At 69.5% G+C, this 17,012-nt stretch carries 8 protein-coding genes, 1 tRNA gene and 1 rRNA gene; 9 read left to right on the top strand and 1 reads right to left on the bottom strand.

From position 1 onward, the window contains the following. From rrf to AC07EJ_RS45655, 3 genes are all read left to right on the top strand, one after another. Window positions 1-83 (top strand): 5S ribosomal RNA (gene rrf, locus AC07EJ_RS45665); the annotation flags it as partial. A 114-nt stretch (window positions 84-197) separates the two neighbouring features. Next, a complete protein-coding gene (locus tag AC07EJ_RS45660; protein ID WP_389488472.1) occupies window positions 198-860 on the top strand; it encodes a DegT/DnrJ/EryC1/StrS family aminotransferase in 663 nt (220 codons plus the stop codon). Window positions 861-945: 85 nt separating this feature from the next. Continuing rightward, window positions 946-1,018 (top strand) — tRNA-Thr (locus AC07EJ_RS45655). A 52-nt stretch (window positions 1,019-1,070) separates the two neighbouring features. Here AC07EJ_RS45655 and AC07EJ_RS45650 read toward each other — a convergent pair. Next, the gene (locus AC07EJ_RS45650) at window positions 1,071-3,695 is read right to left on the bottom strand and encodes a SpoIIE family protein phosphatase (RefSeq protein WP_478886510.1); all 2,625 of its coding nucleotides are present in this window, start codon (window positions 3,693-3,695) and stop codon (window positions 1,071-1,073) included. Between the two features lie 335 nt (window positions 3,696-4,030). Between AC07EJ_RS45650 and AC07EJ_RS45645 the strand changes: the two genes are divergently transcribed. The 6 genes from AC07EJ_RS45645 (at window position 4,031) to pgsA (ending at window position 16,768) form a co-directional block, all read left to right on the top strand. Then, window positions 4,031-9,544: a HAMP domain-containing protein gene (locus AC07EJ_RS45645; protein WP_389488386.1), complete on the top strand. Its 5,514-nt coding sequence runs from the start codon at window positions 4,031-4,033 to the stop codon at window positions 9,542-9,544. A 274-nt stretch (window positions 9,545-9,818) separates the two neighbouring features. After that, on the top strand, window positions 9,819-10,502 hold the full coding sequence (locus tag AC07EJ_RS45640; RefSeq protein WP_389488388.1) for a response regulator: 684 nt from the start codon (window positions 9,819-9,821) through the stop codon (window positions 10,500-10,502). Window positions 10,503-10,617: 115 nt separating this feature from the next. Further along, entirely contained in the window at window positions 10,618-13,392 is a 2,775-nt protein-coding gene (locus AC07EJ_RS45635; protein WP_389488391.1) for a DNA translocase FtsK, read from the top strand. 281 nt (window positions 13,393-13,673) lie between these two features. Further along, window positions 13,674-14,552, top strand: coding sequence for a helix-turn-helix domain-containing protein (locus AC07EJ_RS45630; protein ID WP_389488393.1), 879 nt, complete (start codon window positions 13,674-13,676; stop codon window positions 14,550-14,552). 78 nt (window positions 14,553-14,630) lie between these two features. Further along, window positions 14,631-16,091, top strand: a complete 1,461-nt coding sequence (gene rimO, locus AC07EJ_RS45625) for a 30S ribosomal protein S12 methylthiotransferase RimO (protein ID WP_389488395.1) — start codon at window positions 14,631-14,633, stop codon at window positions 16,089-16,091. Then, entirely contained in the window at window positions 16,088-16,768 is a 681-nt protein-coding gene (pgsA, locus tag AC07EJ_RS45620) for a CDP-diacylglycerol--glycerol-3-phosphate 3-phosphatidyltransferase (protein WP_389488397.1), read from the top strand. The genes rimO and pgsA overlap by 4 nt, the downstream gene beginning before the upstream one ends. Window positions 16,769-17,012: the final 244 nt, after the last annotated feature.

Raw genomic sequence — 17,012 nt, 5'->3', positions numbered from 1 at the left:
ACATTCCGAACCCGGAAGCTAAGCCTCACAGCGCCGATGGTACTGCAGGGGGGACCCTGTGGGAGAGTAGGACGCCGCCGAACTATTTTTGAAGAGCTGGTCCCTGAACTTCGGTTCAGGGACCAGCTCTTTTTTGTTTTGCGTCACTTGTCGTTCACGTTGCGCAGCCAACATCCCGTGTCATGGGGACAGTTGCAATGCTGAGAGCTGCCGGCATCGGAGCCGGTGACGAGGTCATCGTGCCCGCCTACGGAAACGTCGAGGTCACGGAGGCCGTCGAACTGGCCGGGGCCAGGCCCGTGTTCGCGGACATCGACCCGGACACGTACTGCCTCGACCCCGCCTCGGTCGAGGCCGGCGTCAGCGCACACACCGCGGCGATCATCGCCGTACACCGCTTCGGGCAGCCGGCCGATGTCGCGCGCCTTCGGGAGATCGGTGGGCGGCGTGGGCTGCTCGTCCTGGAGCAGGGCGAGTCGGAGCAGCCGCACGACGGGCTCGCCCAGCGGCGGGCGCACGCCGGCTATCTGAACTCGCGGCTCAGCGGTGTGCGGACACCCGCCGGGAGCGATCGGCACACCTACCAGCAGTACGTCGTGCGAGTGCCCGGCAACGGGCGGCCCGACCGGGACGCCTTCGCGCACGCCGTACGCGCCAGGGGAATTGACTGCCGCGTGCCGGTGAAGACGCCCGTGCACCGGCTGCCGCAGTTCCGGCGCGACATCGCGCTGCCGGAGACCGAGCGGGCCGCCGACGAGACGCTGGCGCTGCCCGTCAGCGCCACGCTGTCGCGGCGTGAGCTGCACAAGGTCGTCTCCGCGTGCAATGCGCTCGGTGGGCTGCTGCAGCCCGCTTTCTGACGCGCAGGCGGGGCGGTTCGAACCGAGCTGAAGTTCGGGTATGCTTAATTCCGTTGCTGCGGGAGAAACCCCGGGAAAGCAACAGGCCCCTATAGCTCAGTCGGTAGAGCGTCTCCATGGTAAGGAGAAGGTCAGCGGTTCGATTCCGCTTGGGGGCTCAGACATAAAGGCCTCCGCCCTTTCGGGCGGGGGCCTTTTGCGTTGAGACCCTCAGTCCTTCTGGAGCTCCGGGACGCGCATCGTCAGGATGGCCATGTCATCCGAAGGGGCGTCAGAAGCGAAGCGCTCCACCGCGCGCATGATGCGCGCCGCCACGGCGCCGGCCGTCAGGCCCGTACATGTCGTCAGGACGTCCGCCAGGCCGTCGTCGCCCAGCATGCGGGTGCCTTCGCGGCGCTCGGTGATGCCGTCCGTGACACAGAGGAGGACGTCGCCCGGGTCGAGCGTCGTCGTCTGCTCGTAGAGCTCCAGATCCTCCATGACGCCGAGGAGCGGCTGCGGCTCCGCGTACGGCTCCACCGTGCCGTCCTGGCGCAGGCGCAGGGGGAGCGGGTGGCCGGCGCACACCATCTTCAGGACGGCCGAGCCGTCCTCCTGCGGCCACAACTCGCCGTAGAGGAGCGTGAGGAAGCGGCTGCGGGCGCCCTCGTCGAGGATGGCGGCGTTCAGGCGCTCCAGGACCGCGGGGCCGCCGAAGCCCTCGCGGGCCAGGAGGCGCAGGGCGTGCCGGGCCAGGCCGGTCACTGCCGCGGCCTCGGGTCCCGTACCGCAGACGTCGCCGATGGCGAAGCCGTAGGCGCCGTCGCGGATCGGGAACAGGTCGTAGAAGTCGCCGCCCACCTCGTTGCCCTCGCCGGCCGCGCGGTAGATGACCTCCACCTCGACGCCCGGGATGTGCGGGAGTTCCGGTGGGAGCAGGCTTCGCTGGAGGGACTGGCTGATGGCCATGCGCTCCGAGTAGAGGCGCGCGTTGTCCAGGGCGAGCGCGGCGCGGCGGCTCAAGTCCTCGGCCAGTTCCAGGATTTCCTGGCGGAAGTGTTCGTCGGACGGCTTGCCGAGCGTGAGCATGCCGATGACGCGGTTGCGGGCGACCAGGGGGAGGACGACCGTCTCGCCGCCGACCGCGGAGGCCGTCGCGAGGGTCGTGCCGATGCCCGAGCTGACGCTCGCCGGTGCGCCGAGGCCGAGACTGCGCTTGGACGTCCGTAGAGCCGCTTGGTGGGCCGCCTCGGCGGGGGCCGCCCAGACGCGGGCTCCGGGGGTGGGGACCGGGTCGGGCGGGGCGATTTTGGAGAGGAGCGCCTTGAGGCCGTCGATGCGCTCCTCGTCCTCGTGCAGGACGTACGAGAGGTAGGGCTCCGAGGACTGGTCGGCGATCGTGTAGACGGCGCACCAGGTGGCGAGCGTCGGGACCGTCATCTGGGCCATGAGGGCCAGGGTCTGGTCGCGGTCGAGGGTGCCGGCGAGGAGGTCGGAGGCTTCGACGAGGAAGCTGAGGGAGCCGCGGCGGAGCTTTTCGAGCTCGCCGAGGCGGGCCGACTCGACGGCGAGGGCGATGCGGTCGGCGGCGAACTGGAGGCGCAGGGCCTCCTCGTTCGAGTAGCGGTTCGGTGCCTCGGCCGCGACGCCGAGGGAGCCGGTGAGACGGCCCTCGACCTTGAGCGGGACCGTGACGACCGAGCGCATGCCCGTGCCGTTGAGGAGCGGGACGGCGCCGGGGATGACCGTGAGGTCCTCGTGGACGGCCGGCATGCGGGCCGAGCCGTAGCGGCCGGGGCCGACCTCCACGGGGACGCGGGCGAAGCGCTGGCGGGCCGAGGGCAGGCCCGTGGAGGCGCGGACCTCCAGTTCGGTCTCGTCGTCGGTCGCGAGGAGCAGGAACGCGGAGTCGCCGTCGAGCATGTCGCGGGCGCGTTCGACCGTGCGCTGGAGCAGGCCGTCGAGGTCGTCGGGGGCGGGTGAGCCGATGAAGACCTGGAACGGGTCGGACGCGTTGCCCTCGGACAGCGTGCCGCTCTCCGAGGTGGTCTGGCCGCGCAGCGGGGTCTGGAGGACGGCGCGCTCGTGGTCGCGTACCAGGAGGCAGACCGTGGAGGGTTCGCCGCCGGCGTCGCGGACGCGGAGATGTGAGGCGTAGACGGGCGTCACGCGGCCGTTGGCGCCGCGGATGCCGTAACTGCCCTCCCAGCGTGAGAACTGCAGCGCGTCGGCGATTCCCGTGCTCGTGCCGGGGGTGTGCGGCCAGGCCGCGAAGTCGGTGAGGGGTTTACCGATGACCTGTTCGGCGACGTATCCGAAGAGGTGTTCCGCGTCTTCGCTCCAGGCGGCGACGGCTCCCGTGCGGTCGATCTGGACGACGGCGACCCGCACTCTGCCGTCGGCGAGCGGGAGGAGGTCGGTGGGGAGGGCGGGGACCGCGGTCCGGGTGCCCACCGAGCGCTGGGGAAGGGCGAGTTGGAACCAGACGAGTTTGTGCGTGGGCGTGTAGTCGACGCCCCAGCGGGTGGCGAGGGCCGCGCAGAGCTGGAGGCCGCGGCCGCCTTCGCGGTCGGGGCTGCCCATGTTGATCGCGGACTGCTGGAGCGGGATCTCGCGCTCCGGATAGCGGTCGGCGACCTCGATGCGTACGCCGTCGTCGGTGCGCAGGCACAGGACCTCCGCGGAGGTGCCGGCGTGCACGACGGCGTTCGTCACGAGCTCGCTGGTCAGGACAACCGCGTCGTCGATGATGTCGGGGAAGCCCCACCCCTGGAGGGTGTCGCGCACAAAGGCGCGGGCGGTCGCGACGGACCGCCCGACGGGGTCGAAGGTGGCAGCCGCGCGCGCGGTGATCACAGAACTCCCTGTATCAGTCGTACGAGTCTCGACGCCCAGGTCTCCCGAACTCATGGCGCGGCCGCCCCCTCCGATGCCCGTTCGTTCTCGTGCCACCGCCCTGGCCGGGCGGACCGGGGTGGGTGGACAGCCGCATGCAAGGTTACTTACCTTCGCCGTCCATGCGGATGCCGGTCACCAGTGTTTCCGCCCGGGAGGGTGTGCGGACGGTGTGCGAAGCTGCCGAACTGTTATGGCCTGGTTCCGCCATGGTGAAACACTGGGCAGGATCCGAAGAGAACCCGAGCAGTCCGAGCAATCCGAGCAGTACGGCCGACCCTTGCGGGAGGGACACAGTGGAGTCTGGCGCAGCGTCGCGAGGCACGAATACGCGCGCGAAGGGCGGACAGTCCCTGGCGAAACAGCGTAAACCGCGCAATGGGACCACGGCGGTGGACACCGCCGCTCTGAACAGACTGCTCGCCGGGCTTGTGGCGATGCGGGACGGCAATTTCCGTAAGCGCCTCACGGTGTCGGGCGACGGCCTTATGACCGAGATCGCGGCGGTCTTCAACGAGGTCGCGGACCGGAATCTGCACCTCACCGGCGAGTTGTCGCGGGTGCGGCGGATGGTCGGGCGGGAGGGAAAGCTCACCGAGCGGCTGGAGACGGGCGCCTGTGAGGGCTCGTGGGCCGCGGCGATCAACGCCTCGAACGCCCTGGTCGACGACCTCGTACGCCCGGTCTCCGAGGTCGGACGGGTGCTGACGGCGGTCGCGGAGGGCGACCTGTCGCCGCGCATGGAGCTGCGCTCGCAGGTACCGGACGGCAACGGTCATCCGCTGCGCGGCGAGTTCCTGAAGGTCGGGCGCACGGTCAACAACCTGGTGGACCAGTTGTCGACGTTCACCGACGAGGTCACGCGGGTGGCCAGCGAGGTGGGCACGGAGGGCAAGCTGGGCGGTCAGGCCCGGGTGCGCGGTATGTCCGGTTCGTGGAAGGACCTCACGGATTCGGTCAACACCATGGCGTACCGGTTGACGGCTCAGGTGCGTGACATTGCTCTCGTGACGACCGCGGTGGCGAAGGGTGATCTGTCCCGGAAGGTCACGGTTCACGTCGCGGGCGAGATGCTCGAGCTGAAGAACACCGTCAACACGATGGTGGACCAGCTGTCGTCCTTCTCCTCCGAGGTGACCCGGGTGGCCCGCGAGGTGGGCACGGAGGGCGAGCTCGGCGGCCAGGCACAGGTGCCGGGTGTGGCGGGTGTGTGGAAGGACCTCACCGATTCCGTAAATCTTATGGCCGGCAACCTGACGGCCCAGGTGCGCGGGATCGCGCAGGTCACGACGGCGGTCGCCAACGGTGATCTGTCGCAGAAGGTGACGGTGTCGGCACGAGGCGAGGTCGCCCAGCTCGCCGAGACGATCAATCAGATGACCGAGACGCTGCGCACGTTCGCCGACGAGGTCACGCGTGTGGCCAACGAGGTCGGTGCGGAAGGGCAGCTCGGCGGCCAGGCGAATGTGCCGGGTGCGGCGGGTACGTGGAAGGACCTCACCGATTCGGTGAACACGGTCTTCCGGAACCTGACCACTCAGGTGCGCGACATCGCGACCGTCACGACCGCGGTGGCGAACGGTGATCTCTCGCAGAAGGTGACCGTCGACGTCGCCGGCGAGATGCTCGAACTGAAGAACACCGTCAACACGATGGTGGACCAGCTGTCCGCGTTCGGTTCCGAAGTCACGCGGGTGGCGCGGGAGATCGGTGTCGAGGGTGAGCTGGGCGGCCAGGCGCACGTACAGGGCGCGGCCGGTACGTGGAAGGACCTGACGGACTCCGTCAACACGGCCTTCCGCAACCTGACGGGCCAGGTCCGCAACATCGCGCAGGTGACGACGGCGGTGGCCAACGGCGACCTGTCGCAGAAGGTCACCGTCGACGTGTCCGGCGAGATGCTTCAGCTGAAGAACACCGTGAACACGATGGTGGACCAGCTGTCCTCGTTCGCCGACCAGGTGACGCGCATGGCGCGCGACGTGGGCACCGAGGGCCGCCTCGGCGGTCAGGCGCGCGTCGACGGAGTGTCGGGCACCTGGAAGGAACTCACCGACTCCGTCAACTTCATGGCGGGGAACCTGACTTCGCAGGTGCGCCAGATCGCGCAGGTGACCACGGCGGTGGCGCGGGGTGACCTGTCGCAGAAGATCGACGTGGACGCGCGCGGCGAGATCCTCGAGCTGAAGAACACCATCAACACGATGGTCGACCAGCTCTCCGCGTTCGCCGACCAGGTGACGCGGGTGGCCCGTGAGGTGGGTACGGAGGGCCGGCTCGGCGGTCAGGCCCAGGTACCCGGTGTGGCCGGGGTGTGGCGCGATCTGACCGACTCCGTGAATGGCATGGCCGGCAACCTCACCGCCCAGGTGCGCAACATCGCGCAGGTCGCCACGGCGGTGGCGCGCGGTGACCTGTCGCAGAAGATCGACGTGGACGCGCGCGGCGAGATCCTCGAGCTCAAGAACACCCTCAACACGATGGTGGACCAGCTCTCGAACTTCGCCGAGCAGGTCACGCGGGTCTCCCGCGAGGTGGGTACGGAGGGCATCCTCGGCGGGCAGGCCGAGGTCCAAGGTGTCTCCGGCACCTGGAAGGACCTCACGCAGTCCGTGAACGGCATGGCCAACAACCTGACCCTTCAGGTGCGCAACATCGCCGAGGTCACCACGGCCGTCGCCCGCGGCGACCTGTCCAAGAAGATCACCGTCGACGCGAAGGGCGAGATCCTCGAACTCGTCACGACCGTCAACACGATGGTGGACCAGCTGTCGTCGTTCGCCGAGCAGGTGACCCGCGTGGCCCGCGAGGTGGGCACGGAGGGCCAGCTGGGCGGTCAGGCGCGCGTGCGGGGCGTCACGGGCATCTGGAAGGACCTCAGCGACAACGTCAACCTGATGGCCAACAACCTGACCAGCCAGGTGCGCAACATCTCGCAGGTCGCGGCGGCCGTCGCCAACGGAGACCTCACCAAGAAGGTCACGGTCGAGGCGCGCGGTGAGGTCGCGCAGCTCGCCGACACGGTCAACACCATGGTGACGACGCTGAGTTCGTTCGCCGACCAGGTGACCCGGGTGGCCCGCGAGGTGGGCACCGACGGCATCCTCGGCGGGCAGGCCCGCGTCCCGGGAGTCTCCGGTACGTGGAAGGACCTCACCGAGTCCGTGAACGGCATGGCGTCGAACCTGACCGGCCAGGTCCGCAACATCGCGATGGTCACGACCGCCATCGCCAAGGGCGACCTGACCAAGAAGATCGACATCGATGCCCGGGGCGAGATCCTCGAACTCAAGACGACGATCAACACGATGGTCGACCAGCTGTCCTCGTTCGCCGAGCAGGTGACCCGGGTCGCCCGCGAGGTGGGTACGGAGGGCCAGCTCGGCGGTCAGGCGCGCGTGCGTGACGTCGACGGCACCTGGCGCGACCTGACCGAGTCCGTGAACGAGATGGCCGGGAACCTGACCCGTCAGGTGCGCGCCATCGCGGCCGTCGCCACGGCGGTGACCCGCGGCGACCTGAACCTCAAGATCGACGTGGACGCGGCGGGCGAGATCCAGGCCCTGCAGGACAACATCAACAAGATGATCTCCAACCTCCGCGACACCACGGTCGCCAACGAGGAGCAGGACTGGCTGAAGGGCAACCTGGCCCGTATCTCCGGCCTGATGCAGGGCCGCCGCGACCTCGCGGACGTCGCCTCGCTGATCATGAGCGAGCTGACGCCGGTCGTCTCCGCCCAGCACGGCGCGTTCTTCCTGGCGCTGCCGACGGACGAGGCCGAGGCCGGTGGCGCGCCCGAGGACGCGTACGAGCTGCGCATGCTCGGCAGTTACGGCTACTCGATGGGGTCCATGCCGACCTCCTTCCGGCCCGGTGAGACGCTCATCGGGACCGCGGCCCAGGAGAAGCGCGCGATCCTCGTGGAGAACGTGCCGCAGGGCTATCTGAAGATCGCTTCCGGGCTCGGGGAGGCGCCGCCCGCACACGTCATCGTGCTGCCGGTGCTCTTCGAGGGGACGGTCCTTGGTGTGATCGAGCTGGCGACGTTCCAGCCGTTCACGCAGATCCAGAAGGACTTCCTGAACCAGATCGCCGAGATGATCGCGACGAGTGTGAACACCATCTCCGTCAACACGAAGACGGAGGTGCTGCTCAAGCAGTCGCAGGAGCTCACCGAGCAACTGCGCGAGCGGTCGGCCGAGTTGGAGAACCGGCAGAAGGCGCTCCAGGCGTCCAACGCGGAGCTGGAGGAGAAGGCCGAGCTGCTCGCCCAGCAGAACCGCGACATCGAGGTCAAGAACACCGAGATCGAAGAGGCCAGGCAGGTCCTGGAGGAGCGCGCCGAGCAGCTCGCGGTCTCCATGCGGTACAAGTCCGAGTTCCTGGCGAACATGTCGCACGAGCTGCGTACGCCGCTCAACTCCCTGCTGATTCTGGCCAAGTTGCTCGCCGACAACGCGGACTCGAACCTGACCCCGAAGCAGGTCGAGTTCGCCGAGACGATCCATGGCGCCGGTTCCGACCTGCTCCAGCTGATCAACGACATCCTCGACCTGTCGAAGGTCGAGGCGGGCAAGATGGACGTGTCGCCGACCCGCATCGCCCTGGTGCAACTCGTCGACTACGTAGAGGCCACTTTCCGCCCGCTGACCGCAGAGAAGGGCCTCGACTTCTCCGTACGGGTCTCGCCCGAACTGCCCGCGACGCTTCACACGGACGAACAGCGCCTGCTCCAGGTGCTGCGCAACCTGCTGTCCAACGCGGTCAAGTTCACCGACTCCGGAGCCGTCGAACTGGTCATCAGGCCGGCGGGCGCGGACGTGCCGAACGCCATCCGTGAACAGCTCCTGGAAGCGGGCTCCCTGCGGGAGGCGGACGGCGACCTGATCGCCTTCTCCGTGACCGACACCGGCATCGGCATCGCGTCCAGCAAGATGCGGGTGATCTTCGAGGCGTTCAAGCAGGCCGACGGGACGACGAGCCGCAAGTACGGCGGTACGGGCCTCGGCCTGTCCATCAGCCGTGAGATCGCGCGGCTCCTCGGCGGTGAGATCCACGCGCAGAGCGAGCCGGGGCGTGGCTCCACGTTCACGCTGTACATGCCGCTGCACGCGAGCGAACTGCCGCCGCAGGGCTACCCGCAGCTCGCGCCCACCATCGCGCCGGGGATGTATGCCGTGCCGCTGGAGGGTGCCATGCCTCCCGAGGCGTCGATGCCGCCGGAGGTCAGGTCGTACCAGGACACCCAGCACGGTCCCGCCGCGCTCTTCAGGCGGCGCCGCAAGCAGGTGGCCGCGCCCCAACAGCGGCCGGCGCTGCCCGGTCAGCCCGTCCAGCCGGAGCCGGTGGCGCCCGCGCAGGACCGCGCCCAGGAGTCGTGGGCGGGGACCGGGCAGGAAGGGGCGCCGCAGGAGCGCCGTGCGTTCCTCTTCGGTGGCGAGAAGGTGCTCATCGTCGACGACGACATCCGTAACGTCTTCGCGCTCACCAGCGTCCTGGAGCAGCACGGTCTGGCCGTGCTGTACGCGGAGAACGGCCGGGAGGGGATCGAGGTCCTCGAACAGCACGACGATGTGACGGTCGTTCTGATGGACATCATGATGCCGGAGATGGACGGTTACGCGACGACGACGGCGATCCGCAGGATGCCGCAGTTCGCCGGGCTGCCGATCATTGCGCTGACGGCGAAGGCGATGAAGGGCGACAGGGAGAAGGCCATCGAGTCCGGGGCCTCCGACTACGTCACGAAGCCGGTCGATCCGGATCATCTGCTCACGGTGATGGAGCAGTGGATGCGCGGGGAGTGACCGCGTAGGTGTGCGTTACTGAGCAGTTGTTGACTGAGTGTGGCCGAAGCCGTGTAGAGGCGCGGTATCGGGGGAACCTTTTGGTCTCCCACTGCGTTTGTGCTACGTGCACAGTGACATCGCGGTGACAGGGTGTGGCGACGGGCGGGGTGCGGCTACCATGACCGGCACAAGGACGGGCGACGCAAGGGAGTCGCCCTCTGGGGCGGCTTCCGGAGCCGCCCCAAGTCCTGCGGACAGGGGTGGCCCCATGCCGGGGCGAGGAGGGCGGGCCATGGTGCAGAAGGCCAAGATCCTCCTGGTCGATGACCGGCCGGAGAATCTGCTGGCGCTGGAGGCCATCCTCTCCGCGCTCGATCAGACACTGGTGCGGGCATCGTCCGGGGAGGAAGCACTCAAGGCGCTACTCACGGACGATTTCGCGGTCATTCTGCTGGATGTCCAGATGCCGGGAATGGACGGTTTCGAAACCGCGGCGCACATCAAACGCCGTGAGCGGACACGCGACATCCCGATCATCTTCCTCACGGCCATCAACCACGGCCCGCACCACACGTTCCGTGGGTACGCGGCCGGTGCGGTGGACTACATCTCGAAGCCGTTCGACCCATGGGTCCTGCGCGCGAAGGTCTCCGTCTTCGTCGAGCTGTACATGAAGAACTGTCAACTGCGGGAGCAGGCAGCCCTGCTGCGGCTCCAGCTGGAGGGCGGCGGGAAGTCCGACGTCGGCGACTCGAAGGAGCCGGCCGGGCTGCTGGCCGAACTCTCCGCGCGGCTCGCGGCCGTTGAGGAGCAGGCCGAGGCGCTCTCCAAGCAGCTCGACGACGAGTCGGCGGACGCGGCAGCGGTCGCCACGGCCGCTCACCTCGAGCGCAAACTCACCGGACTGCGCCGCGCTCTTGACGCCCTGGAGCCCGGCACGGGAAGCGGCGCACCGTCACTTCCGTCGCAGACCTGAGCAGTAGGCCACTATTTGAGGAAGCGTCACCTCCGGGCACACCGATCCGCGACACGGACGGGTGAAGCAGTAGGCACACGTGTCCGCAGTGGTCTCCACCGGTAACCTCACACCCATGGCCTCACGTCCCGCAGCCAAGAAGACGCCCGCGAAGAAGGCGGCCGCGCCGACCAAGGCTCCGGCGAAGAAGGCCCCTGCCAAGAAGGCGGCCGCGAAGAAGCCCGCGGCGAAGAAGGCGCCCCCGAGGAAAGCCGCGGCGAAGAAGCCCGCGGCGAAGCAGCCCGCGCCCAGCCCCACCGGGGGCGTGTACCGGCTCTCGCGTGCGCTCTGGCTGGGCGTCGCGCACAGCGTGGGGGCGATGTTCCGCGGCATAGGGCGCGGCGCCAAAGGGCTCGACCCGGCGCACCGCAAGGACGGCCTCGCACTCCTGCTCCTCGGCCTGGCGCTGATCGTCGCGGCGGGCACCTGGTCGAATCTGCGCGGACCCGTCGGCGACCTCGTCGAAATGCTCGTCACCGGGGCGTTCGGCCGCCTCGACCTGCTCGTACCCCTGCTGCTCGGCGGAATCGCCGTACGCCTCATCCGGCACCCCGAGAAGCCCGAGGCCAACGGGCGCATCGTGATCGGCCTGTCCGCGCTCGTCATCGGCGTACTCGGCCAGGTCCACATCGCCTGCGGCTCGCCCGCCCGCACCGACGGCATGCAGGCCATAAGGGACGCCGGAGGGCTCATCGGCTGGGGCGCCTCCACGCCGCTGAGCTTCACCATGGGCGAAGTGCTCGCGGTACCGCTCCTCGTACTGCTCACGGTCTTCGGGCTGCTCGTGGTCACCGCGACGCCGGTGAACGCGATTCCACAGCGCCTGCGGCTGCTCGGCGTGAAGCTCGGCATCGTCCATCCGGACCCCGAGGACGACTTTCTCGGCGCCGACGACGCGTCGGACGACGACGAGCGTTACGACGAGCAGTGGCGCGAGTCCCTGCCCGCGCGCTCCAGGCGGCGCCCGGCGGACCCGGAGACGTACGACCCCGACCAGGCGGAGCGGGAGGCGCTCTCCAAGCGGCGCAGGCCCCGGCGCACCCCTGTGCAGCCCGTCGTGACCCGGCCCCTGGACGCGGTCGACGTGGCCGCGGCGGCCGCTGCCGCGCTCGACGGGGCCGTGCTGCACGGCATGCCGCCGTCGCCGCTGGTCGCCGATCTGACCCAGGGGGTCGCCACGGAGCGGGAGAGCGCTCCGGAGCGCACGGCGCCGGTGCCGACCGCACGGGCCAAGACCCCGGCGAAGGAGACCGTGGAGACGGCTCCGGAGCCCGCGGCCGCGCCGGCCAAGGTCGGCGTGCCCGACCTGACGAAGTCCGCCCCCGACGCCCCGCGCGACCTCCCGCCGCGCGCCGAGCAGCTCCAGCTCTCCGGCGACATCACCTACTCGCTGCCGTCGCTCGACCTCCTGGAGCGCGGCGGCCCCGGCAAGTCGCGCAGCGCGGCCAACGACGCCGTCGTCGACTCGTTGTCGAACGTCTTCTCCGAGTTCAAGGTCGACGCCAACGTCACCGGCTTCACGCGCGGCCCGACGGTCACCCGCTACGAGATCGAGCTCGGCCCCGCCGTGAAGGTCGAGAAGATCACGGCACTGGCCAAGAACATCGCCTACGCCGTCGCGTCCCCGGACGTCCGGATCATCTCGCCCATCCCCGGCAAGTCCGCGGTCGGTATCGAGATCCCGAACACCGACCGCGAGATGGTCAACGTGGGCGACGTCCTGCGCCTCGCCGACGCGGCCGAGGACGACCACCCGATGCTTGTCGCGCTCGGCAAGGACGTCGAGGGCGGCTACGTCATGGCCAACATGGCGAAGATGCCGCACATCCTGGTCGCCGGCGCCACCGGCTCGGGAAAGTCGTCCTGCATCAACTGCCTGATCACCTCGATCATGTGCCGCGCGACCCCCGAGGACGTGCGCATGGTCCTGGTGGACCCCAAGCGCGTCGAGCTGACCGCGTACGAGGGCATCCCGCACCTGATCACGCCGATCATCACCAACCCCAAGCGGGCCGCCGAGGCGCTCCAGTGGGTCGTGCGCGAGATGGACCTGCGCTACGACGACCTCGCGGCCTTCGGATACCGGCACATCGACGACTTCAACCAGGCGATCCGCGACGGCAAGCTCAAGACGCCGGAGGGCAGCGAGCGCGAGCTGAAGACGTACCCGTACCTGCTGGTCATCGTCGACGAGCTGGCGGACCTGATGATGGTCGCGCCGCGGGACGTCGAGGACTCGATCGTGCGCATCACGCAGCTCGCGCGCGCGGCCGGCATCCACCTGGTGCTCGCCACCCAGCGCCCGTCGGTCGACGTCGTCACCGGCCTCATCAAGGCCAACGTCCCCTCCCGGCTCGCCTTCGCCACCTCCTCGCTCGCCGACAGCCGCGTCATCCTCGACCAGCCCGGCGCCGAGAAGCTGATCGGCAAGGGCGACGGACTCTTCCTGCCGATGGGTGCGAACAAGCCCACCCGTATGCAGGGCGCCTTCGTCACCGAGGACGAGATCCACGCCGTCGTCCAGCACTGCAAGGACCAGATGGCGCCCGTCTTCAGGGAAGACGTCACCGTCGGGACCAAGCAGAAGAAGGAGATCGACGAGGACATCGGCGACGACCTCGATCTGTTGTGCCAGGCCGCTGAGCTGGTAGTTTCCACTCAGTTCGGGTCCACGTCGATGCTCCAGCGCAAGCTGCGCGTCGGCTTCGCGAAGGCCGGGCGGCTCATGGACCTCATGGAGTCGCGGAACATCGTGGGGCCGAGCGAGGGTTCGAAGGCACGTGACGTTCTTGTGAAGCCTGACGAGCTGGATGGAGTGCTCGCCGTGATCCGCGGGGAGGCTCAACCGTGAGGCGCGCGTCGCAGGGACAGCGCGCGCATCCCACATGACGAACGGACGGCTCACACTCGCGATCGACGCTCACTCGTAAGGGAGCGTGAGGCAACCGTTTCCCCTCCGCGTACGTCAAGTTGAGGGAGGGGACAGGTACGTGTCCCAGCATCGGGGTGACCGGCCGTTGCGTCCGGCCATACCGATGGCGTACAAAGTCCGACCGCCCGGTTGCCCCACCCTTTCGTACCCCCCCTAGACTGAACCTCCAGCAGGTGGTTACACGCTCGAAAGGCGCCCCCGTGTCCATCGGCAACTCCCCTGAAGACGACCGTCCTTCGGATGACCTTCACGCGACGCCCCCGCCGGCCGTCGAGCAGGCGCCCGCGCCCGCGGACGACCGTCCCTCGATCGGGCGCGTCCTTCGGCAGGCGCGCGTCGACGCCGGGATGACCATCGACGAAGTCAGTACGTCCACCCGGGTGCGCATCCCGATCGTGCACGCGATCGAGGAGGACGACTTCTCGCGGTGCGGCGGCGACGTCTACGCCCGCGGTCACATCCGGACCCTCGCGCGCGCCGTGGGCATCGATCCCGAGCCGCTTCTCGCCCAGTTCGCCGACGAGCACGGCGGGCGGCCCGCGCCGACTCCGGCCGCTCCGCTGTTCGAGGCCGAGCGGATCAGGTCCGAGCCGCGTCGGCCGAACTGGACGGCGGCCATGGTCGCCGCGATCGTCGCGGTGATCGGCTTCGTCGGGTTCACCGCGTTCGGCGGCAGCGACGACGGTGCGAAGCAGCAGGCGGCCGAGGGTGCGACCCCGGCCACCGGCAAGCCCAAGCCCACGCAGACCCCCAAGGCCAACAAGCCCACCGACCCCAAGCCCGACCCGACCGACAGCGCGATCGCGGCCGCGCCCCGCGACAAGGTCACCGTCAAGATCAACGCGGCGGACGGGCGCAGCTGGATCTCCGCGAAGGACCACAACGGACGGATCATGTTCGACGGCCTGCTCGAACAGGGTGAGTCGAAGACCTTCCAGGACAACCAGAAGGTCGACCTCGTCCTCGGCGACGCGGGCGCCATCCAGCTGTACGTGAACGGCAAGCAGGTGGACAACGAGTTCGAGCCCGGACAGGTCGAGCGCCTCACCTACACCAAGGGTGATCCCGAGGTCGGATGAGCGGGAGGTTGCCCGGTGATGATCTCCGGGTAACCCTCGCGGGCGGGGCTGTCGGTGGGACGAAGTAGTCTTGAGCCCATGCCCGAACGCCGTACCGTCGCCCTTGTCACTCTTGGCTGCGCCCGTAACGAGGTGGACTCGGAGGAGCTCGCAGGCCGCTTGGAGGCGGACGGCTGGGAGCTCGTCGAGGACGCCGAGGCCGCAGACGTCGCCGTCGTCAACACCTGTGGCTTCGTCGAAGCCGCCAAGAAGGACTCCGTCGACGCCCTTCTCGAAGCCAATGACCTCAAGGGTCATGGCAGAACCCAGGCCGTCGTGGCCGTCGGCTGCATGGCCGAGCGGTACGGCAAGGATCTGGCGGAAGCCCTCCCCGAGGCCGACGGCGTGCTCGGCTTCGACGACTACGCCGACATCTCCGACCGGCTCCAGACCATCCTCAACGGCGGCATCCACGCCTCCCACACACCGCGCGACCGGCGCAAGCTGCTGCCGATCAGCCCGGCCGAGCGCCAGGACGCCGGCGCCGAGGTGGCGCTTCCCGGACACGCCCCCGTTGACCTGCCCGACGGTCTCGCGCCCGCTTCCGGCCCCCGCGCCCCGCTGCGCCGCCGCCTCGGGACGAACCCCGTCGCCTCGGTGAAGCTGGCATCCGGCTGCGACCGCCGCTGCACGTTCTGCGCCATCCCGTCCTTCCGCGGCTCCTTCATCTCGCGCCGGCCCAGCGACGTCCTCGGTGAGACGCGCTGGCTCGCCGAGCAGGGCGTCAAGGAGGTCATGCTCGTCTCCGAGAACAACACCTCGTACGGCAAGGACCTCGGCGACATCCGACTCCTGGAGACGCTGCTGCCCGAGCTGGCCGCCGTCGACGGGATCGAGCGGGTGCGGGTCAGCTATCTGCAGCCCGCCGAGATGCGCCCCGGCCTCATCGACGTCCTCACGGGCACCGACAAGGTCGTCCCGTACTTCGATCTCTCGTTCCAGCACTCCGCGCCCGCCGTGCTGCGCTCCATGCGGCGCTTCGGGGACACCGACCGCTTCCTCGAGCTGCTGTCCACGATCCGGGACAAGGCGCCGCAGGCCGGTGTCCGGTCGAACTTCATCGTGGGCTTCCCGGGCGAGAGCGAGGCCGACCTGGCCGAGCTGGAGCGCTTCCTTACCGGCGCCCGCCTCGACGCGATCGGCGTCTTCGGCTACTCCGACGAGGAGGGCACGGAAGCGGCGACGTACGAGCACAAGCTCGACGAGGACGTCGTCGCCGAGCGCCTCGCACGCGTGTCGCGGCTTGCCGAGGAGCTGGTCTCGCAGCGCGCGGACGAGCGTGTGGGCGAGGCGGTCCATGTGCTCGTCGAGTCCATCGACGATGAGGACGGGGTCGTCGGGCGCGCCGCGCACCAGGCCCCCGAGACGGACGGACAGGTCCTGCTCACGAGCAGCGAGGGCCTGAGCGTGGGTCGTATCGTCGAGGCAAAGGTGGTCGGTACCCAGGGCGTGGACCTGGTCGCCGAGCCGCTCGAGTGTTCTGAGGAGGCGGGCAGATGACCGGAGTCCCGGCGTCCGCTACGGGCGGTTCCGGTAGGCCGGCGCCCGGCGGCAAGCTGGGCGCTGCGGCCGTCAACCAGGCCAGCCTGTGGAACATCGCGAACATCCTGACCATGCTCCGGCTCGTCCTCGTGCCGGGCTTCGTGGCGCTCATGCTCACCGACGGCGGCTACGACCCCGTCTGGCGCGCCTGGGCCTGGGCGGCCTTCGCCGTCGCCATGATCACTGATGTCTTCGACGGGCACCTGGCGCGCACGTACAACCTGGTCACGGACTTCGGCAAGATCGCCGACCCCATCGCCGACAAGGCGATCATGGGGGCGGCTCTCATCTGTCTCTCGAGCCTCGGCGACCTCCCCTGGTGGGTGACGGGAGTGATCCTCGGGCGTGAGCTCGGGATCACCCTGCTGCGCTTCTGGGTCATCCGGTACGGGGTGATCCCGGCCAGCCGCGGCGGCAAGATGAAGACCCTCGCGCAGGGCACGGCGGTCGGGATGTACGTCCTGGCGCTGACCGGGCCGCTGGCCACCTTCCGGTTCTGGGTGATGGCGGTGGCGGTCGCCCTGACCGTGCTCACCGGCCTCGACTACGTGAAACAGGCCGTGGTGCTGCGACGGCAGGGCATGGCGGCCGAGCGTGCCGCCCGTGCCGAACGTGAGGCGGCGGCGGAGCAGTGACGTCCGGAGCGGTCGGGGGGGGGGGGGGGGGCGGCCCCCCCCCCCCCCCCCGGGGGGGGGGGGGGGGGGGCCGCGGGGGGGGGGGGGGGGGGGGGGGGGGGGGGGGGGGGGGGGCGCGCCCGCGGGGGGGGGGGGGGGGGGGGGGGGCAAAGCTCGACGCATGTCCCCATTCAAGCGCGTTCTCCTCGCGGCCGGCTCGGTCGCCGCCGTCGCCGTCGTGACGCTCGCGATCGGCGCCTGCTTC

Source organism: Streptomyces sp. NPDC045026 (genome assembly GCF_056432625.1).
This window is presented reverse-complemented; position numbering and strand designations above follow the sequence as displayed.